The following is a 23473-nucleotide window of genomic DNA, read 5'->3' on the forward strand; positions in this document are numbered from 1 at the left end:
AAACCTCTTCCCTTTCTCTTGAGCAAGCTCATTAACATAATAAAGCCCCTTGTCATCGAAATGACAAGGGGCGATTGAAACCAAAGAATACATCTTTGACAAAATTCCGCCACTCCATCCACTGGATAGAGTTTGGTTTATTTACTTGTAACAACTCCAATCATAATATGATAAATCACACAGGGTGTCAACTTGAAATTTAAGGATTTAGCTGGAACAATCGATAGACAATAACAGCTGCCTGAGCACGAGTTGTATTGGCTTTAGGTGCAAAGTTATCTTTGCCTACACCTTGAATAATCTTTGCTCCGCTCATGAATTGTACAGCCTCACGAGCGTAGGATGAAACGTCAGCGGCATCATTGAAACTCACTGGCTGGTCCACTCCCACGACCGTAAGTTTGGCGAGTTGTGCTGCACGATAAGCCATCAATGCCATTTCCTCACGGCTAATTGTTTCATTAGCACCGAAGGTTCCATCAGATCTGCCCTGAATAATTCCTAGCTGCTGAGCAGCAGCAACGGAGCTGTAGTACCAAGCATCCAGCGAAACATCCTTAAATGTACTTGCCGCATTACCTTCCTCTAGCTCTAATGCAAGCATCAGCATCTTTAGGAACTGTGCCCGAGTTACGTTCAGCTGTGGCCCGAAGTTATGATCTCCGGTGCCATTCAGAATGTCTCTGGCGGCAAGAGCTTGAATGCTATTTTGTGCCCAGCCTAGTCCAGCGATATCCTTAAAGGAATTTTCCGCATATCCTACTGCGAATCTGCTGGAATTGTCTGGTCTGAAGATGATCTTGCCAGTTGTCGGATTAAACTGGGAGTTTCTAACCACCTCTACAGTCCCGTCTTCAAGGATTTGGTAGGCTACTATTTGTTCTACACCTGAAGTTGTCTTTCGTTTGTAAACCCGTTCAACCTTCAGTCCACGCCCAAAGCTGTCAAACTGTTTGCCATCAACAAAGAACTTAAACTCATAAATATCCCCGACATCCGTCTGAAGCGACAGTGTCTTCGCGTCAACTTTGCCAACTACAAGCTTCACGCTTACGGCGTCAGATCCTGCCATTGCAAGAAGCAGATCGGCATTTATTCGGAACGTAGACAATCCCATGTCTATTTCTAAAAGTTGAATTGCTTTTGCTCCCGCTCCAGTCAACTCACGAGCTGGCAAGGTCAGTTCAACCACCGAGCTGGCAGAGGCTGGCTTCACTGTGATTCTCAATACTCCATTCTGCATTGAGCCAATTGCTTGTTGCAGAATCGTCGAGGATACCTCTGCAATAGCTTTACCATTCACATCCGCTGTCACGGAAAGAGTAACTCCATCTGCGTTCACAGTTGGTTCCGGTTGTTTCACTGGTTTGACTGTCGTTGAAGATGAAGTACCGCCCGATTCTGAAACCTGCGATTCTGCCTTAATCTCAATGGACATCGTACCTACAACACCGGAGTCATCTTTAGCTGTCGCTCTCACCGTTACTTTGCCTGCTGCAATTGCAGTGAGCAAGCCGGTATCCGTAATAGTTGCTCGCTCAGTAGCTGATCCATCCTCATTCACTACTGACCAGGTCACTGCTGGATCGGATGCATGGTCCGGCAGGATTACAGCTGCCATTTGCAGGGTTTGCCCTGACTTGATTTCGCTCACATTATCTTTGGAGGAGACTTTTATCTCCATGACGGATATAGGAATGACATGAACAACCGATTGTGCCTCATGCAGGATGTCAAAATCAACATCTGTGTTGGATCCTCGGAAAGAAATAAATCCAAGCGGCACGGCGATTTCACGGTTTGTCTTCTTCGCTTTGAAGATGATTTCTAAGAATTCCGCATCATCGGTCAGGATATTTCCTGCCTCCGTTCCAGCTACACTAACTGTTATTAGACCTGGACTGTCCTCATTAATATGAGTGATGCTGAATCCGTCTGGCAAGGTCTGAGCGGATATGAATTCCACACCAGATACGTCATATGCCATGGTAAAGTCTACAGCATACACTTCCTTGTAGACGGAGGTAGTAACATTTGTAAGCCCTACACGGTAAGTGAAATCCTGTCCTGCCACCACTGTGACCGGTCCGTTCAGCGTTGCAGCGGGCAGATTACGGGCAATCTCATCTTGTCCGCTGATATTAATCTCTAGGCTTCCGGATACTCCACTTCCATCTAGAGCTCGCGCAGTTACTTGTACGCTACCGTTCTTTCTAGCTGTCAGCAAGCCCTTCTCATTAATAACCGCTTTATCCGTAGAGGTTATCCCATCTGCTTCAGTTACCGTCCAGATAACTTTAGGATTCGTCGCATTCTCTGGAAGCACAGAGGCTTGCAGCTGCAAGGCACCGCCCTTCGACTCAATGCTGCTAATTCCATCTTTACCCGTTACAGTAATTGAAGAGACATGTACCGCAGGTATCTGCTCTTGACCCACTAAGATCTTGGATTGCTGTGGATTCCAGCCATCACTTCCACCAAGCACAGCTTCAATCGTATAGGCAGCTGCCTCTTCTGCTGTTAATTGTTTGGACCAGCTGTAACGTGAAGCTGCATTAGCACCCTCTCCGTAACTTAAAAACTCAGAGAACCGTGCAGTTTTGGAACGACCTTCATACCATTCATGCCAGCCAGTAGCACGAATATGAGCTCCCATCTCCGTGTTAATGAAGGTAGAGCTGCCATATTCTCTCCATGGCCGGCCCAAATCAACGGTTCCAGCAGCAACGCCCTCACTGGCAGTTAGTCGATTATTGATGAACACATAACCAGGCTTACCCGTTGCCGTGGAAGGCGCAGTAACATAGCCAGCACCCGCACTTTGAATCACATTATTCTCGAATACAGCAGCGGAATTACCAAAGATAAAGTCCACTGTACCTTCAATATGGCTATCGACGAAATAAGCTCTTCCCTTGTCTGCGAACAGGGTATCCTGATATCCAAGAAGTTTAACATTTCTGTACACTCCCCGGTCTCCTTCAGCATATAAAGCGACTGCCTGACCGGCATCCCGCCCAGCACTGTTCTCAACCGTCATGTTCTCCAGTGTGAAATCAGTTGCCGCAACCTTTAATGTATAGCTGCCGCTGGTGCCCATTTCTTTACCATCTGAGCCAATGGTTTTCGCGGAGTCACCGTTAATAAGTACGGTACCTTCCCGGCTCTCACCGATGATACTAATATTCATCTTACTAGAAGGTACAAGCACCTTCTCCTTATACGTGCCGTTCTTCACTTTAATAATCGTGGTTAGGGCACTATTATCAGGTGCTGCTTGAATAGCGTCATTAATCGTTTTATAATCTCCTGTCCCATTCTGAGCAACAATAATGACAGGAGCTGGAATTCCCTTGACCATCTCGGATGGAAGACTGGCACCCTTATCACCGATGGCGATTACCGCATATTGATAGGCAGTCCCGTTGCTCAAGCCTTTATCGGTATAATCTGTTGCTTCGATGCCGTCGGCCACGACCGCATAGCTGCCACCGCTCTCCGAGCGTAGAATTTGATAGCTGCTAGCTCCATCAGCTACATTCCAAGTCAGATGGATATCAGTGTTGCCAGGCTCAACGCTAACTCCTTGTGGAGCCTGCGGCTGGCCGGAATTCTTGTATGGAACCGCTGGGGTAGCAGCTGAATCTAGACTACTACGGGTACCGCTTATTGCTTTGACTTTGTAATAATACGGTGTTCCGTTTACGAGCCCAGCATCAGTAAAGCTTGTGTCTGATAAATCAGACCCGAGCACTTCATAAGGACCATTCGCCGATGAGGCACGTTTGACAATGTACTGGCTCGCCTCCTCAATCGCTGGCCAGCTTAGTTTCATTACACTGTCACCAGCTTCCGTGGAAACGACAGGTGTTCCCAAAGGAGATTCCGGAGTAGCTTCAACAGGCGCTGATTCTTTTCCCTCCCCGGCCACATTTGTTGCAGCTACGACGTAACGGTAGGTTTGCCCGTTGGCCAAACCTCCGACGCGGTAAGTTGTGCCGGTGATTTCTTTTGCCACGAGTTCATAGCTACCTGAAGTCTCATTCCACTTCTTGATGCTGTAGCTGGCTGCATTCTCCACAGCTTTCCAACTGAGATCCAGTTGTGCATTCCGACTTACAGCCGCAAACGATTCTGGCGCAGGCAATTTCACCGCCAAAGCGGATGGGGTAATACTAATTTCATTGGAATTTCCCGATTCACCAGTGGGCGCCGTCGCCGAGATAACATAATAATAGGTAGTTTCGTTGGTAACTTCATTATCAATATATGATGTCTCTGTAATAGCATTGGCAATAGTCTCATAAGGCCCCCCGCTCTTAAGACTTCTCTTAACATTGTAGGAAGTTGCGCCTTCAAGAGCAGGCCATGATAGCTGGGCTGCTTGGTTTCCTGGAAGCCCAGTCAGTCCAAGCGGTGTTTCAATGGGCTCAACATAGATCTTTAAATTGTCTAAGTAATAATTTCCTGAGCCGCCGCCCGGTGTCTTGGACAAGATACGCCCAATGCCGTAGCTGGCGAAATTCGTGGTTGTGAACGGAAAAGAGCCAGCAGGCTGATCATCGATATATACATCCACTTTATCGTTGTTCACATCCACCTTTAGCTTCAGGTTGTACCATTGTTTTAGGGAATAAGAGCTCATCAGTTGATGATACTGGCTGCTCCCCCTGCTCATGGTTAGCGTATATTTACCTGTAGCTTCAGGAAGCGTTGGCTTTCTGCTCTCAATGGAGAATGCCGTTTTGCTTCCATCTGTACTCTGGGCCTGCAGGAACACCGAGGTTCCCGATTCTGTCGCAAACATAAAGTCAGTGTCAATAACCAGTGCACCTGTAATTGGCGCAAATTTACGGATAAACTGCACGCTGCCGTTCGCACCATCGAACACATTCAACACTTGATCTGACGTATTCCCTTTACTGTCAGACGGTGTGGGAGATACAATAACCTTTTGAATTTCAGTCTGTGGATTTGGAGTTACATCATAATACTCTGGTGTCACACCTACGGCAACCTGCTCGAAGTCTTCATCCACATAATAGACATTACCTGCTTCACCTTCAGCTGTAGCGCTGGCCTCATCGGAATCAAAGCTTTCACCAAGCTCATTCACCGCGCTGACCACGTAATAATAAGTTTTTCCGGAGCTGAGTCCGGAATCAGTATACAAGCTATCTTTAATTTCAGTATTAATCGTTTTGTAGGGACCGCCGGAAACCTCGCTACGTTTAACACTATACGACTTGGCAGAAGCAACGTCCTCCCAATTCAACTTCACTTTCTCTTCACCGGCTGTGGCTGTAAGTCCACGGGGTGCGGCAGGAAACTGATCACTAAGCGGTTTCAGCTCCACCTCACTGAAGACAGACGCATTATAACGATTAACCTCGTTATCTACCTTAGCAGCATCGGCTGCAAGACCAAAATAAACCGTATCATTCAGGTCAAGCTTCACCGTGCCTACCTTGCTCCATGTTACTTTATCCGGCGATACCAGACCTGTCACTTCGTTACCAAGACGAACCAGCTTCACCCAATAAGGTGTATTGATGAAACTGTCCGGTTCTGTTTTTACCACCTTGGCTCCTGTGGTGGAGCGGGTAATCATAACTCCCTTCTTGCCATATTTGACATAAGGGATTGCCAGCATCGTCATTTTAGAATTGTCATTGAGATCATCACGAATCATGACACCTGCTTTGGCATAATCATCAGTTCCCGTTACGGAGTCGATTCTAGCAATAATTTCACCATTGCCTGTCAGGGTTTGATAAGCAAACTGAAAGTTATCAACAGCAGTTTCGCTCTCCGATGTAGCTCCGATAAGTCCAGCCGATTTGAGCGTAATTTTCCCGCTATCTGGATGAAGTGTAGTCACTCCCGCTATCCCTGGACCACCAACATCCACTGAAGTCCACGGAAGAACGGATCCAGAGGTGTTGACATGTATAGCTACGTTATCGGATTGTGTCTTAAGCCCTTTATTGTCTATAGCCTGAACAACAAGATAATAGGTACCATCCTGCACATTGTTCCAATTGAAACTATAAGGTGCTGTGGTAGCTTCGTCTTGCTTCACACCATTAACGATAAATTCCACCTTAGCAATACCATCGCTATCACTGGCAGAAGCTGTAACATTCACCTCGCTGCCTGACTCTATGATTTGGTTATTCACAGGATAATTGATAGCGGTTACAGGATTGTCCGTATGCTCATTCCCTGATTTCCCTAACACAATGAGATCATTCAGATACACTTCTAAATTTGTATATCCCTCCGAAGATAACGTCGACTTCTTGCCATCCTCAGGATCGGTAGGATCTAGTCCATTAGCAATCTCCCAGCTATCATCCATACCGTCATGATCCATGTCGATTACATTGGAAGCTGTCTCTGTATAGTCTGGGTAACCGCCTATTTCAATAGGTGAATTAATATGCTGTCCAGTGCGATTCTTCACATCATTAATGACACGCGCATCGTAAGCATCACGTCTTGGCAAAGTGGCACCAGCATCAGCCATTACATTTGCGTAGGCTTCCTCCGCCGACACTGCCGTATAGGGGTTAGGCATCTTTGCCGGCTCCGCAAGCTTAGAGATATTCGAATACTTTTGCACACCCTTCCAGTTGTCTTCGGTAACCTTCGGATTACCATCCATGATGTTCCCATCTATAAACAACCGGGTTTCTGGAGACACTTCCCCAAACAATTGATTTTTTACACTGGTGTAGGTGTTTGGACCATTTTTATAATAATTGTTAGTGATATTATATCGATAATCTTCTGCTCCCCCACCATAGGTCGAAGCGAATCCCCAGTTATAGATAACGTTATTAGACATTTCCGTCAGGTCCACCAATTTGGTCACCGTCGGCAAACGGGGGTTGCGGCTGGTGCTATGAGCAATCAGATTGTGAAGGAAACTGGCATTTTTGCCACCCCAGATTCCTCCGTAGCCGTGACGTCCCTTCTGGTGAGTCGTCATCAGCATACTTTCAGCGGATATCGACCATTGTACGGTAGTATTCTCGTTGTCATACAGACTGACCACTTCATCCACCGACCAGCTGAATGAGCTATGATCGATAATGAGATCCTTATGGTACCTTGATCCAAAAGCATCATCTTCACTAGCTACCCGGTCGCCTAACCGGAAACGCATATAGCGCATAATAATATTGTCAGCTTCAACAGAGGTTGTGTAGTCGGCAATTGTAATTCCGTCACCTGGAGCCGTTTGCCCGGCAATCGTCAGATTTGAGCCGGTAATCTTGAGGGATTCCTTCAGATGGATGGTTCCCCCCACTCGAAAAACAATGGTCCGATTACTTTGACTTACCGCATCGCGGAAGGAGCCGGGGATCGGAGTTTCCTTGATACCATAATCAGCCAACGTCGTCACTTCATACACAGGTTGAGCTCTTCCGCCGGTTACATATTTGCCGCCGCCTTCCGCACCCGGAAAGGCAGGAAGCGCTTCCAAAGAAGCGGCCTCGACACCACCAAATGGCATACATGTTGCAAGAAGACTCGCGACCAGCGCCCCAGATAACCATTTTTTCTTCATACAAGACCTCCTAATATCTATTGGAATAAGAAGGGGGCCCTGTCCTCAGAGCAACCCCTTCCTTAGTAAAGCCGTGTGTATTATTCCTTGCCCTGATAACGGAAATATGCGAAATCAGCACTGCTGCCACCGAACTGCTGCATATCATGCGCCGCAATGCCAACAAAGTTCCCAGTGAAGCCTCCCGATAAAAAGCTGATATTCTGCGGATCGCCAAGTGGCTTCCACTCCGTATCGTCACCCTTAAGATAAACAAATTGCCCAGTCACTTCCTGCACCTCAACCGCGATCCGCAGTGTCTCCCCTGCATTTAGTTCAATCATTACAGGCTCCGCAGTGAATTCATCCCGCTGACAGCGCATTAACCGCAGCACCTTGCCACGTCCTTCTTCATGGCTGATATACGCATAAAGATAGTTATCTTCATTCAGGTATAACAGTAGTCCTGCCATCTGCAGATAAGTATTCGGTTCATATTCAAGCGCTGTTTCGGCGCGGAAGCTTATATCCGTCTGGCGAATAGCCAGAATATGATGCTCAAACAGACTCTGCACGGATTCCCCGGCCCTGATTCTTAACCAGCCCGGTCTTTCAGCAAGGGAACACCAGCTTTCATTCCTAGGAATCCGCAGTGTATTCCAGTTCTTTTTCAATTCCGGGCCGTTAAAATCATCCTCGAATTCAAGCGTCCGCACTTGTTTCAGGACCTTCGTTCCTTTAGGTGCTGGTACCTTGAGCTGTGGCGCATTTCCGCCTGAGGTTAGTCTTAACCAGCCCTCCTCATTCCAGTGCACCTGCTGAACGGCAGTCTCTCTCCCCAGTATGGCGTATTCGCCTTCCAGGGGGCGGGTACACAAATGGGCCATATACCATTCACCTTCTGGTGTCTCTACCAGACTTCCATGGCCGGCACATTGAAGCGGCAGCTCGGGATTATCCCGTGAGGTCAACATCGGATTGAGCGGATCCACCTCATACGGACCCAGCAGCGCCTTGGAGCGCGCTACGGTTACGGCATGCCCCGATCCAGTGCCACCTTCTGCCGTAATTAAGTAGTAATAACCTCCCCGCTTGTAAATATGCGGCGCTTCCGTCTTCTTCAGCGGCGTGCAATCAAAGATTTTCACAGGTTCACCTATTAATTGGCATTGCTCTGGATCGTACTCCTGAATTACAATTCCGCAGGACTTGTTGCCTTCCGTAATCCGGTAATCCCACAGCTCATTCAGCAGCCATTTGCGCCCATCCTCATCATGGTACAGAGATGGATCAAACCCGCTGCTATTCAGGTATACCGGGTCAGACCAAGGTCCCTCAATATCCTCCGCAGTGATCAGATAGTTATGACAATCTTTAAAAGGCCTTTTAGTGCTCTTAACATCGGTATAAATCAGATAAAACAAACCGTCATAATAGCTAAGCTGTGGAGCCCAGATACTGCAATTTTTCGGATTTCCCCGCAGATCCACCTGATGAGTCAGAATATCTGTGCAATGCTCCCAGTCTGCTAAGTCCGCTGATTGATACACCCTTACACCGGGCAGCCATTCAAAAGAAGAAACAGCAATATAATACATCTCCCCCGCTCTTACAATACAAGGGTCAGGATTGAAGCCTTTTAATATGGGATTGTGAATAATTCCAGTCTGAATATTATCTGTAATCATCTTCATACTCCTTCCTATTTCCATACATCCGCACCCTTCACCCTAAGCAAACCTGCAGTCTATCCTGTTCAATTATCAATCTGCCTGCTCACTTAGATCTTCCTGTGACGGGACAACGGTCACCTGCTGCACTAACTCTTCCACTTTACGGGTGTTTCTCGATTGGCAACCGGTGATATCTACCGTTTCTCCATTTTCAATATAAAAAGCCGGTCCCTCATGATTCTCGATCGTCACTTGGCGGAAGCGGATATCTCTTACGTTGCCAAGATAGAACCCACGGTTGTTCATATCCTGGATTCCTGACATCATGGCTGGACGACCAGGGATTGCATTCTCTGCCATGGAAATATCAATATCGGAAAAGGTAATTTCTGAAATGTATTGCTCCGCAAGGCCGTAAAGAAAACCTGCAGCAGCATGAACATTCCGAGCAGTAATATTAGCAAAATGAATCCGTCGGAAGCAGGGGGTCTCCTCCGTCACCGGATAAGGATTCTTGTCCCATACGTATTTGTCCTTACCACGTGGTCCGCAGAAATAATAAAGATTAAGAATAAACGGACAGATCACGTCCTCCATCACGATATTACTGACACGAATATCTTCGACAACACCTCCGCGCCCGCGTCTGGACTTCAGCCGAATTCCGCGGTCTGTCTGCTTGAACACGCAATTGCTGATCACGATATTACGGATATCTCCGCTCATTTCGCTTCCCAGCACCACACCGCCGTGACCATGAATCATCGTGCAGTTAGTTATCGTGATATTCTCACAGGCAACCCGCTCCTTCGTATCCTCCGTCCCTGCTTTAATGGCGATGCAGTCATCACCCACATCGATATTGCAGTTGCTGATGCGGACATTCACACAGGACTCTGGGTCAATGCCGTCTGTATTAGGCGAATCCGCCGGATTATAGATCGACAGATTATCAATCGTAACGTCATGGCAACAGATAGGATTCACAGTCCAGCTTGGGGAGTTCACGAGTGTCAGATCTCTAAGCGTGACTCTACGGCAGTTGTCGAAGCTGATAAGCTTCGGGCGAGGATACAGCAGTGAATCAGGAGAATTCCGATGTTTATCCCACCAAGGTGCGCCCCTTCCATCCAGCTTGCCTGCACCTGTAACCGATACATTCTCTAGATTTATTCCAAAAATACATGAAGCATGGACGTTCTGTTTCACACCCTCCCAACGGGAATCCACCACCGGATAATCGTTAGGATTAGAGCTGAAGCTAAGCTCAGCTCCAGGACTGAGCTTCAGCTCAATATTGCTTTTCATGAAGATAGCACCCGTCTGATAGTGCCCGGAAGGAACATATACTGTTCCTCCCCCTGCCTCGCTTGCCGCATGAATGGCACGGGCTATCGCTTCCGTTGAAGGCTCTGGACTATTAGGATGTGCTCCGTAGTCATTTATATTGTAGATAGACATGCGCTTCACTCGCTCCCTTTCGTCACGGCAGGACGCTGCAAATATTCATATTCTCCGCAAGCCAGGAGGAATGCGCCAAGCCCCTTCTGATCATTGGTAACAATCGGTTCACTGATATAATAGGTGTAAGTACCATCTCTCCGGTCTTCACCACCGAGTCCAGCGACCTGGCAGTTTTTATTCAGGTTAACCCAGCCATTTTTGGTTTCCAGCACAAATTCAGTAATAAGGCCTTGATAAGCACGGTCAAGTGTCTCGAACCAACTAGCATCCAGTACACCAATCCGAATGCCCTTAGCCATTGCATAGGTGATCATACTTGAGGCAGAAGCCTCCAAATAATTGCCTTTACGGCCGCCCATGTTTACAACCTGATACCAGACTCCGGCATCAGCATCCTGAACCTGACGAAGCGCTGTCAGCGTATCTGTCAGAATACGTGCCAAGATCTCGTAATCCGCGTGTTCCTTAGGGAGCATTCCGAGTACATCCACTAGCGCCATCACATACCAGCCCAGCGAACGCCCCCAAAAGTTCGGAGACAACCCCGTTTCAGGATCGCACCACGGCTGTACCCGCTTTTCATCCCATGCGTGAAACAGGAGACCCGTCTCAGTATCCTTGGTATGACGCTCGCACAGAATAAATTGCCGGGTCACATCGTCCAGACCCTTGCCGCCTTCATACTCAAGTAAATACTCCAGATAGAAAGGAGAGCCCATATACAAGCCATCCAGCCAAATCTGATAAGGATATACATTCTTATGCCAAAACGCACCTTCCGAGGTTCGAGGATGCGTTGTTATCTGCTTTCTTAATAAATCTGCTGCCATTTTATATTTCGCTAACCCAGTTTCTTTATGGAGCACAAATAGGATCTTCCCGTTATTTAAGTGATCAATATTATGTTCGCTCAGGCGATACCCCTTCACAGAGCCGTCTTCCTCAATAAAATAATCAATATTATCTTTGATGAATTGATAATATTTAACCTGCCCGGTCTGTCTCCACAGCAGCTCAAAACCCTTCAAGATGACTCCATAATCATAAGACCATTTTCCATGATATCCGTTATCCTCATATAATCTTGGCGTTCGCTCCATAATCGAATCTGCCATTCGAACACCCCAGCCCATACTCCTAAGTGCATTGTTGTCTTTCATTTTTTCCTCCTGTTTGAATAGATATGGTCCTAAACGCAGCCTCCCCATTTAGGACCCATCTACTATTTTCTTAGAATATAGTCTGTAGTACTTCTTAAGGATTTACAGCTTTATAAGCAGCTTCATATTCAGTAATGATTTTGCTGCCGCCGGATTTCTTCCACTTTTCAACCTCAGCTTTAAATCCGTTCAAATCAATTTTGCCAAGAATATATTTATAAGTGGCATCTGTCATAATCTTCTGCAATTCAGATCCTTGAGTAGAATAGGTCTCAGATTCCAGAGAGTAAGCAGGATTCAGTACAGCATATTTAGCATTCTCAACGATCAGCTTATCAGCTTCAACTTTGAGTGGATCAGCATCATGGATAATGAACCCATTCTCTAATGGACGAGATGCCGAAAATGGCTGAACTTCTTGCTTCCAGAGATCCGTATCCTTAATCGTAACCGCTTGTTCTCCATCAATTGTGTAGTGAACATCCTTAATACCGTAGGTCATCAAGCCATAGACATCTTCATTCATAAGATCATTAACAAATTTCAAGATCCGTCTTAACTCATTTTCATCCTTAACTTCGGATTTCGGGAAAGACAGCAGTCCCCCAATTCCGTTATTACCAGCCCAGATGGCACGATCTGCTTCATTGCCAGTGGAAGTGATATCGTTAACCATAACCAAATCCATGCCATCCTGTATGCCCTTAGACAGATTTAGCAGGTTCTTGCTGTCAAACAAGGCACCCACATAAATTCCAGCCTTTCCTTGCGCAAAATTCTGCTGCTGATCTGTTTTAGCCGTCACAGCAAAATCCTGATTGATATACCCACCATCATAAAGAGTCTTCATATAATCCATGGTTTTAACATAAGCCTCTGTATCGAACTCAGGTGTCATTTTACCCGCATCGTCAACGCTCCAATAGTTCGGTGTTCCAAAGTATGAGCCCAATGTCTTAAATGCTCCATATACAAGATCGCTGCGGTCCATGAAGCCTGTGGTATCCTTCTTGCCATTACCATCAGGGTCTTTTTCGGTAAACGCTTTCGCAACTTCCATCAACTCATCTGTTGTTTTTGGAACCTGCAGTCCAAGCTTATCCAGCCAATCTTTACGGAGAACAACGCCGTTTCTAGCCAAGGACTTCTGGAAAGGAACCCCGTACAGCTTACCTGCAATCGATGCCGATGTACGTGTATCCTGTGAAATTTTAGCCAAATTCGGGAACTCATCAAGATAAGGACTTACTTCCCAGAACATACCAGCCTTCAGGGCATTACGTACAGAAGAGTTATCAAGAATAGTCAGGGTAACGATGTCTGCTAGGGAATTCGATGCTAATGAAGTATTAATACGTTCTTCTTTGGAAGGATCCGGAATCCATGAGAATTCAATCTCTGTATTCGTTAATTCTTCAATTTTTTCCAGAATAGGACCCGTTGGTGTTGTAGACGTTTGTAAAATGTTCAGCCAGCTAATCTTTGCTTTAGCATCTAGCACATCTGCAGGTGCAGCAGTTGTTTTAGCCGTTGAATTCGTTCCCCCATTTGAAGAATTTGACTCCTTCGCGTTATTGCCTCCTCCGCATGCAGTGAGTACTAACCCGCTACACAACATTAAGGCTGCAATTTTTTTGTAATTGCGATTCATCAACATTACCCCTTTTACTAATGTATTTGTTGTTGTATCTTCCACCTCTGCCCTTAAGGCAGAGGTAAGAATTCAGCATACTGTGAAGCCTAGTAAACACCATCTTCGCCGATTTTTTTAGCTAACTTGTTCGACAGCATTACGAGAATCAAGCCAACCACACCCTTGAACAGACCTACTGTGGTACTGAAACTCAATTGTCCGTTCTTTAAACCAGCTGTATAGATATAGGTATCGAAAATTTCTCCAACTTCGCGGTTCAAGGAATTGATCAGCAAGTACATATGCTCAAAGCCCAGATCCAGCGTGTGGCCAATCTTCAGAATAAGCAAGGTAATAATGATTGGACGAATCGCCGGCAGGGTGATATGCCATGTTTTGCGCAATCTTGCCGCTCCATCCATCTCAGCTGCTTCATATAACTGCGTATCCACTACGGTAATGGCTGCCAAATAAATAATGGTTGACCAACCAATTTCTTTCCAAATGATCTGTCCGATATACACGGTACGCAACCACTCGGGAGAAGTCAAAAAGCTGATCTTCTGCATCCCAAAGGCCGCTAACATCTCATTCAGCACCCCTCCATCCACATTCATAAATACATAGGAAATGGAGACGATGATAACCCATGACATGAAATGGGGGATATAAATAATCGTTTGAATGGTGCTCTTAAATAACTTGTGCTGAACTTCGTTAAGCATCAGCGCCACTATAATAGGTAGCGGGAAGAAAATAACAATGTTTAATGCAAACAAGATAAGTGTATTACTCAATAGCATAAAGAAGGTAGGTTCTGTAAACAATCGGACGAAATGCTTAAACCCAACCCACGGGCTATCCGCTATACCCAGAAACGGCTGATAGTCCTGAAATGCAATGATAAGACCGCCCATAGGCAGGTACTTAAAAATAACAAAATACAAAAATCCCGGGAGTATCATTAAATACAATAACTTGTTTCTTTTTAAACTCAGCCAGCTAGGCCCCGTTCGCTTTTTTCTTACTGGATTAACTTTCGTGTTCAGCATGGTGACGTTTGCCTCTTTCACCTGATCGGCCTCCTTGATCGCGTTTCTTTACGATTCCCAGATTACGATCATTCGTCCATTACGTATATAATCATCAGATACTGATACTCCAAGAACCCTACAGCTATAAGGTTTTCCAGACCCGTGCATCTTATAGTGATTACTACAATACATAAAGATCATCTATGCCTTATCACGCTTTTTCCTCCCAAAACAAAGCCCAAGCTAATGATTATATACGGAATAACAGACCCCTGTTAAAGTTTCAATGAAACGATTACAAGGAGGATATCTGCATGTCGCAATCATCTTTTAAAAAAGAAACTATGGGTAGCCGGCTGTTTACTATTGTAAATACCACACTGCTTACACTCATTGCCCTAGCCTGTCTTTTACCCTTTGTCAATGTGTTTGCCAGTTCCTTTGCTTCAACACAGGAGGTAGTAGAAAAAAGCTTCATCCTGTTCCCGACGACATTCTCTTTGGATGCTTACCGTTATATACTGTCAACGCCTACTATCTTTAAAGGGCTTGGCGTATCCATCGGTGTAACCTTAGTGGGTACAGTTGTTAGTATGGTTCTTACCTCTTTAATGGCTTATGGATTATCTAGAAAATATCTGTACGGAAGAGATTTTATCAATTTCGTAATCGTGTTCTCCATGCTCTTCAGCGGAGGGATGATCCCTACTTTCCTAGTAGTTAAATATTTCGGGTTAATCGATTCCTACTGGTCCATGATCATGCCTGTTGCGATCAATGCTTTTAACCTGATCATTATGCGCAACTTCTTCCAGGCGCTGCCGGAAGGGCTAGAGGAATCAGCCAAGATTGACGGCTCTAATGATTTTGGTGTATTTTTCAAAATCATGCTTCCGCTGGCGATGCCATCTATCGCGACCCTCTCCTTGTTCTACGGGGTAGCTTACTGGAATACTTATATGAGTGCAGTTTTATATATGACGGACTCCACAAAGTGGCCTATACAAGTCCTGCTGCGCCAAATTGTTATCGTCGCCAGCGGGATGCAGGGAGATAATGCTTCTGTTGATATTATCCCACCTGCTCAAACCATCAAGATGGCGGTTATCGTAGTCGCAACCGTTCCAATGCTGCTCGCCTATCCTTTCGTACAAAAACACTTCACCAAAGGAGCCCTGCTGGGTTCTGTAAAAGGCTAAAACATTGCAGCTATACAAAACAGCCAGCCCCGGTCTCCCGGGGCTGGCTGTTTGTGTTCAGCGCCTTACTTCTCCTGTTTCTGGGTTCGGTATGCACCTGGTGTTACATGTTCTTTTTTACGGAAGGATCGAATAAAGTTCTGCGGATTATGGTACTGCAGCCTTTCAGCAATTTCTTTAATGGTCATATCCGTTTCTACAAGCCACTTCTTAGCCATTTCCAGGCGATAGTTCATTAGATATTCGCTAAACGTCATCCCGTACTCTTTTTTGAAAATACTGCTTAAATAGTTCGGACTGTAATGAAGGCGATCACCGATTAATTCTAACGTTAAGTCCTGATCAAATTCTGAGCGGACAATCACCGCAATTTTATCAGATAAAAGGCGGAACTGACGGTCTGTCTTCTCCTTAACGCTGGTCACCATCGGATGAATAACTTCTTTGACCAAAATGCGTTCGATCTCTTCCGGATTACGGATGTCTAACAATCGGTGGTACAACGTAGAATTGTCCTCTGTCAGCAGAACCTCTACACCCAGCAGCTGCTCCAGCTGAATCAGATTGTTGACGAAACGTATTAATGTGACTTCGAAATTCAAAGGATTCTTACTGTGCTTCATCATTTCCCCGAGTAATGGATACAGAGAACAGGAGACTTGTTCTTCATCTCCAATCCGAATCGCGTCAAATAACTGGGACTCAAACTCAGACGGATAATGCAGTAGAACTGGACCCGAGATTACCTTCGATATATCCTCATAGAAAATGATGGACTCTTTGCCCAGATTTAAACGATGGTGCAGCGCCTGCTTACTCATCTCACAAGCTTCCTTACTAAATAATAAATTATCGTAAAAATTGCTTATTCCAACACTAACGGATAGTTTCAGGATTTCTCTAGCTGTTCGAATAATTGTCTTCGCATAGTCCAGTGCTATTCTCCGGTTCTCCTGTTCATTCGCTCCCTCAAAAATCAGGATGGTCGCTTGTGTACGGTCATTTAATAGGATAGGAATCATCCGCTTCTCCTGCGGAATCAGCTCTTCCACCAGTTTGTTGACCGCCACAAGCAGAAGGTCCTTGTCGCTAGCCTGCCGTTCCCCATAGTTATCCAGCTGTATCAGCAGCGTTGCATACACCGAATTCTGTGACAGCTCATAACCGAAACGAGGCAAACCTTGATTCAGCTCTTCTTGAGATATCCGGCTACGAAATAGATTTAGAATAAACTGAGTTTCCAACTTAGGCATCTCAGACTCAATGAGACCCTCTAGGCTTTCTTTCTCCGATAAGATGGTATCAATCGAATTAATAATCCAGTCTACCTCATTCTTGGGCTCTAGCTCTGCATTGGCAGGTAATAATCGGCGCTGAATCTGCCGGAATGGCTTGGTGAAATACAAAGAGATCACATAAGCGACTACCGCAATCAACAATGTAATAAGCAGTACCATCATCACAATCCCGAATCGGGTTGTCTTTAGTGCATCTGAAATTTCCGATTTATCCAAAAGAGTTACGTAAATCCAATTATTATAAGAAGATTTAGCATAAATAGCTTTTATCGATTGGTGATCAGCCCGCTCCATGGCAATCGTCCCCAATTGCCCCCCGCCTCCGGCAACATTAGTAATATGGCTAAGCTGATTACTAGTCAGCAGGGACTTCCCGGTTTCCGACTCATATAAAAGCTCACCCTCCCGGTTAAGAATAAACACCGGTGTGTTTCCTTCGGTCTGAAGGGTGCTCTGCAAGGTCTGAAGTGATATATCAGATAAGGCAATCGCCTGTTTGGTCTGTGAGAATACCGGCAGGGTATTTACAAAGCGGATGCCTTTATCCGTCTTAACCCAAAATAAACCCCGGCTACGGTTATTGATATAGCTCTCATAAAGTGTCCTGCTCTCTTCTTCCGTTAAATGTGAAAGCTTCCCATTAGAAATCTGCCATTTCTGCTCCAAACTGATTAGAGAATAATTAACAAAATCCATCCCCATACTGGCAATGTAGTTAAGCTGGGAATTAATCTCGCGATACTCCTCAAAATCCTGCTCCGTGATCGGATTCTGCACAACCTCTCTGAAGGAACTGGTGGTACTGTAAGTATTAAAAGCGTATTCGATGGTCTGAATTTTCTGTTCCAGAGTGTTTTTAATTTGGGTAATTAAACTCTGTTTATCATCCGCTACTCTCTCATTTACCGAATTAATCGTTGTCAGATAAATATAGCCACCGAAGCTAATAACCAGGCCAATCCCCAGCACTAGAATAGGAACAAAAATCTTGTAGAATATCCTGCCTTTTTTCATGATAGACTCCTTAAGCATGTAATTATTTTCAATTATAGCGCTTCCAATAGGTTAAACCAAATGTTTTAAATGTGTATAATCGCAACCCTATTTTTATTAAAAATAGAAAACAAAAAAACAAGGCAAAAAACGCTTCATCAAGCCCAGTGCTCAATGAAGGTTTTTTGCCTTATATTATAATGCCTTTATTCCCTATCCTTATATTTCAATCTCTTCCGTTGAATCCGAAAGACCACCACTCTGCACGCCATTGTTATTGGCTACCGCAAGAACATATACTTTATATTTAACACCCTTAACAATTAATGCACCATTAACATCTCTTCTCGAGGCTACAATTGTAGGATTCGTTCCGTTAGGCGTTATCGACGTATAATACGAGGATTTCACCTCAATTGCTTCCGCTGATCCAAAACCTTGTTTGGACGGAACCACCAGGATTCGATATTCCGAAATGTTAGACTCGTTAGAGGAACGGTTGAAACTTACTAGTATTTTACCCTCATCCACACTGTACGTTACATTAGTGACAGAGGTTACCGGCAGCTTAGTGGATAAAGTGATGGCATTCGACTCTGAGGACAACACATTAGTGCCTGAGTACTTGCCGCTGCCAATCGTTAACACATACACTCTGTAACTGATTCCACTCTTTATTAAATTTCCGTTTACGTCTCTGGCTGAAGAATCCAAGACTTGACTGGTGTTATTTCCTGAAGTGCCTACCGCAGTGTAATTGGAGCTCGAAACAGCATTCGCCTGGGTTAAACTAAAGCTGCTGTAATAGGAAGTAGGAACAATCAGGATTCGATACTGGCTGATGTACGTTTCATCCGTGGCATGGTTAAAGGATACTTTTAAATCCCGGCCGTCTTCGTAATCATTAACGTCCCTTACATCCAAGCTCGAAATAGGAGTCAATCTGTAATCTACATTCAACGTAATTAACTGTGAACCAGAAGAAAGAATATTGCTGCCCGAGTAATTCCCGCTTCCGACCGTTAACACGTACACTCTGTAATTGATTCCACTCTTTATCAGGTTACCGCGCACGTCCCTTGATGACGAGGTTAACACTTGATTGGTGCTGGATCCTGTTGTGCTCACTGCTGTGTAGTTGGAACTGTACACATTATTGGCGTCAGATAAACTGAAGCTGTTGTAATAGGAAGTAGGTACAACCAGGATTCGATACTGGCTAATATACGTTTCATTCGTAGCGTGGTCAAAGGATACTCTTAAATCCCGGCCATCATCATAGTCATTTACGTCGCTTACATCCAAATTGTAGACAGCACTCACATTGTAGTCCACAGCCAACGTAATTAATGTTGAATCCGTTGAGAGAATGTTGGTGCCCAAATTCTTCCCGCTTCCAATCGTTAACACATACACTCTGTAAGGTGTTCCATTCTTAATCAAATTACCACGCACGTCTCTTGCAGATGAGGCTAACACTTGACTGGTGCTAGATCCTGTTGTGCTCACCGTTGTGTAGTAAGAGCTGGAGACATTATTCGCCTCAGATAAACTAAAGTTGTTGGAATAAGCTGTAGGCACAACTAGAATCCGGTACTGGCTGATATACGTTTCATCTGTAGCGTGGTTAAAGGATACTTTTAAATCCCGGCCATCTCCAAAGTCACTAACGTCGCTTACACTTAAATTAGAAACATTGACCGAGGACAGCGTAATCGCAGATGAAGCAGCAGACAATAAATTATTGGCTGTATTACTGCCACTATCTACCCCCATAACAAACACACGGTAACCAACTCCCGTCTTAATGAGGGCACCATCCACATCCCTCGCTCCAGACGATAAGATCTGGGTAATATTGGAGCCTGTTTTGTTGACCTGTGTGTAATTTGAACTGCTAACAGCATTTGCTGCCGCCAAATTAAAAGAAGAATAATTAGTAGCTTTGACTACAAATATCCGGTAAGAACTCACCTTGGATTCATCCGATACCTTATTAAAACTTACGGCTAAATCGCGGCCATCACTATAATCGCTCACATCACTTACTTGTACATTACTTGGGGCAACGACTACGGTATTAGTATTAAGCGATATAGTCGCAGAACTATACGAAAGAGCGCTGGTATTATTGCCTTTGCCCACTGCAAAAACATAAGCTACATAGGTCTGATTACCTTTAATGAGGTCACCATCAACATCCCTTGAATTTGCAGTCATTCTAATCGTAGGATTAGTGCCTCTAGCTAAAACAGTAGAATAATTGGCGGATGTAACCTTTTGTGCAGATGAGATATTAAAAGTGCTCCAAGCCTTTACAATCATTACCCGGTAATGATCCACAAGAGCTTCATTAGAAGATTGGGTGAAGCTGACCTGAAGATCACGGCCGTCACCGTTATCACTTACATCCTTCAACTGTACATTCGATGCCGGATTTACAGTTCCAGTTTTACCGCCGGAAGTCGTTATGGTCACTACTTTGGTGCTTGGGTTCCAACCCACATCATGACCCAGTGCCTCACTGACAAACCGTGTAGGAACCATCGTTCTCCCTTTCAAATTCTGACCAGGCACATCTAGAGTTACAGCTTTATTGTTAATCGTGGCTGTCTTTGAGCCAATCTTTAACATAATCGTTGTATCATCTTTAGTTGCTGTTACAGTTTGTGTTTTCTGATTCCACTTGATAGAGGCATTAAAGGCTTCAAAAATTGCCCGTAAGGGTACCATTGTCCGTCCATTCACCATCACCGGTGCTTGATCTGTGGACAATCGAACCCCGTCAATAAAAATACTGATGGGCGCAGTAGCAGCTTTCACTGAAGATTGAAACATCATCGGCAAAACTAATAAGCCCACTAAAATAGAAATCCATAACTTCTTCACAGATTCACCCTCCTGGAATGACGAATACATTTTTTTCCTACCCCTTTGACGCTCATACTAGGATAAAAGTTTCACGCTTTATGGTTACAATATTTTAATCTGGAACCCGTTCCTTTCATCCGCCACAAACCTCTCTGTAAAAAGAAAAAGAAAGCGCAGTTCGCGCTCTCCTTTTGGTTATTCGTTGATACTTTTATCCACATTTTTCTTCGGAATTCCATCCAATCCGTACTCCCAATCATAAGCATCAAAAATTTTTCTCGCTACAGGTGCTGCACTACTAGATCCAAATCCGCCTTCAGGAATAACTACAGCTACAGCAAGTTTTGGATTTTCACGTGGTGCAAAAGCTATAAACACTCCGTTATCACGGTTTATGTTTTTACTATCCGTCTGTTGTGAAGTCCCTGTTTTACGTGCAAAATCATAGGGGAAATCACCGAAGGCACTTTTAACGTCACTGTTCATCCCTTTCTTTATCTCCCGCCAATAGGATTTATCGAAAGTAGTCACTTCATCAAGCACTTCCCGTTTGAATTTTTTGATAACTTTACCTTTGGAGTCCGTGATCTTGCTTACTAGCTGTGGTTTGATTCGTTGCCCTTCATTGGCTAGTGTAGCCGCATATTGCGCCAACTGTAGAACGGTATAACGCCCCTGCTGCCCAAAAGAAGCATACACAAGCGCAGACTGAACTGAACCCGCTTTAGCTTCAGCTTTATAATTTAAATCACCCAAGTATTCCCTTGGTAAACCTATCCCTGTTGGAACACCCAGACCAAATTCTTTCATATATGTGTCCCATACCCCAATGCCCTTAGACTTGTATTTTTCGTACAATTTTTTCCCGATCATATCAACCATATATACGTTTGAAGATTTTTCAATGGCTGTATAAGGGTACAAAGAGCCGTATACATGATTGGATGAGTTCCTTACATTAGTCTCATGTCCTTCTCTACCAAATGAGGTGATCCCCTTATCTTGATAAGTAGAAGAAGTACTTATAAAGCCCTCTTTTAAGCCAATTAACACACTCAATGGTTTTATGGTCGAACCGAGCAGCACGGTAGATTCAAAATTATGCCCTGATCTTCCCGATGAGTATGGAGTTATCGTTCCATTTTGGTAATGCTTTTCAATTTTTTTATACACCTCTGGAGAGATCGAACCCGTAGCCCAGTTGTTGGTATCATAGTCAGGTATGCTTGCCATAGCAATAACATTACCTGTATCCACTTCCATGGCTACAGCGTAACCTGTTAAAGCATCAGGATGTGTTTCTCCCTGAACGGTGTGTGAATGCAACCACTGAATCTGATCTTTAATGGCTTCTTCGGTCTTTAGCTGAATTTTTTTATTAAGGGTAGTCCAGATAGTGCTTCCTTTGACCGGGGGTTCAATACTGACAATTTTTTCTGCCATATTCTGCGGATCTACGGAAACTTCCTTATAACCATTCTGTCCCCGAAGCTCCTTCTGGTATTGCAGCTCCAAGCCATCAAAGCCTACTAGCTCATCCTCTTTATAGTTAAGTCCAGGGTTCTGGTTATTTTTCATCGCCTGAAGTACATCCTTATAAAGATCTAAACTAGTAGAGGATTTGAAAAATTTCACGTAGCCAACAGCTTGTACAGCCACCGTATCGGTATCATAATGCCTGCTGCTTTCCTCTATCACTTCAAGGTTTGGATATTCGTTTTTGTGTTCTAAAAAATAAGCGATTTCTTTCTTAGTTAAACCTGATTTAATTCTTCGCGCTACATAACCAGAGAGTTTTTTTGAATATAAATCCATAGACTCAAGGATCTCTTCTGTGGTTAGTTTTTTCTCATTAGGATCACCATAAGTTTCGAAGGCTTCTGCTAACTTGCTGGCGAGTGCCTTTGATTTATTATTTGCCTCAGCAGTTAAGGTAACTTTTTTCGTAGTTTTATCTGTTTTTGTTGCGGTATATTCCTTATCCAAAGTAAGGTACAAAGATTGAACGGGCGTTGAGTATGCCAATTTCTCACCATCAGCAGCGAGGATATTCCCTCTCAGTGCCGATAATGCCACTATTTTCGTATCCCGGTTAGCCTCAGCTTCAGATAACGTAGGTCCTTCGACAAATTGCAAGACCGCAAGGCGTAGGATAATCACACAAAAAATAATAAAAGTGCTAAAGAAAAAAATATTGATTCTTAATTCGCCAGAGTTGTTAATAGTTTTGCTTCCGTCTTGTACACTTTTTCTGTCGAAAAGCCTCACATAATCCCACTCCTTATTTCCAAAATTCTACAGTATAAGATTAAAGTATAAACTAGCAAACGGAAATATACAAAATTAAGAATAATAGTTAAATAATTGTTCACAAATCGATAATATCCAATTAAAAAAGCAGCTTTCCCCGGTATGGGAGAATCGCTGCTTTTTGTTTATGGGCGTTGGTGGCCTGCACCAATAAATTGTCATCATTCGCCGAGGCTTAAGGACTCAGATGACGTTATATGCGGATTTTTAGCCTTTGGAGCTTGGTTTCGGACTCCAGCGACGTTACTCCTTAGGAAGAGGGGCAAATTAAGCACTTTTCATG

The 23473-nt window shown here is 44.5% G+C and carries 10 protein-coding genes; 1 reads left to right on the forward strand and 9 read right to left on the reverse strand.

The features are described from left to right. Positions 1-199 precede the first annotated feature (199 nt). The 6 genes from MHH86_RS26575 to MHH86_RS26600 form a co-directional block, all read right to left on the reverse strand. Entirely contained in the window at positions 200-7576 is a 7377-nt protein-coding gene (locus MHH86_RS26575; RefSeq protein ID WP_342479548.1) for a pectinesterase family protein, read from the reverse strand. 80 nt (positions 7577-7656) lie between these two features. After that, the gene (locus MHH86_RS26580) at positions 7657-9243 is read right to left on the reverse strand and encodes a glycoside hydrolase family 43 protein (RefSeq protein WP_076213695.1); all 1587 of its coding nucleotides are present in this window, start codon (positions 9241-9243) and stop codon (positions 7657-7659) included. Positions 9244-9318: 75 nt separating this feature from the next. Then, the gene (locus MHH86_RS26585; protein ID WP_038573243.1) at positions 9319-10689 is read right to left on the reverse strand and encodes a glycoside hydrolase family 28 protein; all 1371 of its coding nucleotides are present in this window, start codon (positions 10687-10689) and stop codon (positions 9319-9321) included. 5 nt (positions 10690-10694) lie between these two features. Beyond that, positions 10695-11852 (reverse strand): glycoside hydrolase family 88 protein, encoded by a 1158-nt coding sequence (locus tag MHH86_RS26590; RefSeq protein ID WP_076144567.1) that lies wholly within the window; start codon positions 11850-11852, stop codon positions 10695-10697. Positions 11853-11946: 94 nt separating this feature from the next. After that, positions 11947-13503: an extracellular solute-binding protein gene (locus MHH86_RS26595; protein ID WP_036685421.1), complete on the reverse strand. Its 1557-nt coding sequence runs from the start codon at positions 13501-13503 to the stop codon at positions 11947-11949. 89 nt (positions 13504-13592) lie between these two features. Then, positions 13593-14558: an ABC transporter permease subunit gene (locus tag MHH86_RS26600; RefSeq protein ID WP_038573247.1), complete on the reverse strand. Its 966-nt coding sequence runs from the start codon at positions 14556-14558 to the stop codon at positions 13593-13595. Between the two features lie 275 nt (positions 14559-14833). On the opposite strand from MHH86_RS26600, the gene MHH86_RS26605 reads away from it, so the two are divergent. Continuing rightward, the gene (locus MHH86_RS26605) at positions 14834-15718 is read left to right on the forward strand and encodes a carbohydrate ABC transporter permease (protein ID WP_036685426.1); all 885 of its coding nucleotides are present in this window, start codon (positions 14834-14836) and stop codon (positions 15716-15718) included. 65 nt (positions 15719-15783) lie between these two features. Here the strand turns inward: MHH86_RS26605 and MHH86_RS26610 are convergent, their stop codons facing one another. The 3 genes from MHH86_RS26610 to MHH86_RS26620 all read right to left on the reverse strand — a co-directional run bounded on the left by MHH86_RS26610 (position 15784) and on the right by MHH86_RS26620 (position 23103). Next, positions 15784-18030 (reverse strand): helix-turn-helix domain-containing protein, encoded by a 2247-nt coding sequence (locus MHH86_RS26610; RefSeq protein ID WP_038573249.1) that lies wholly within the window; start codon positions 18028-18030, stop codon positions 15784-15786. Positions 18031-18228: 198 nt separating this feature from the next. Then, positions 18229-20898, reverse strand: a complete 2670-nt coding sequence (locus MHH86_RS26615; protein WP_076223506.1) for a copper amine oxidase N-terminal domain-containing protein — start codon at positions 20896-20898, stop codon at positions 18229-18231. Positions 20899-21075: 177 nt separating this feature from the next. Continuing rightward, positions 21076-23103: a penicillin-binding transpeptidase domain-containing protein gene (locus MHH86_RS26620; RefSeq protein WP_256717046.1), complete on the reverse strand. Its 2028-nt coding sequence runs from the start codon at positions 23101-23103 to the stop codon at positions 21076-21078. Positions 23104-23473: the final 370 nt, after the last annotated feature.

The sequence above is a fragment of the Paenibacillus sp. FSL F4-0097 genome, from assembly GCF_038593125.1.
Taxonomy (GTDB): domain Bacteria; phylum Bacillota; class Bacilli; order Paenibacillales; family Paenibacillaceae; genus Paenibacillus_AQ; species Paenibacillus_AQ odorifer.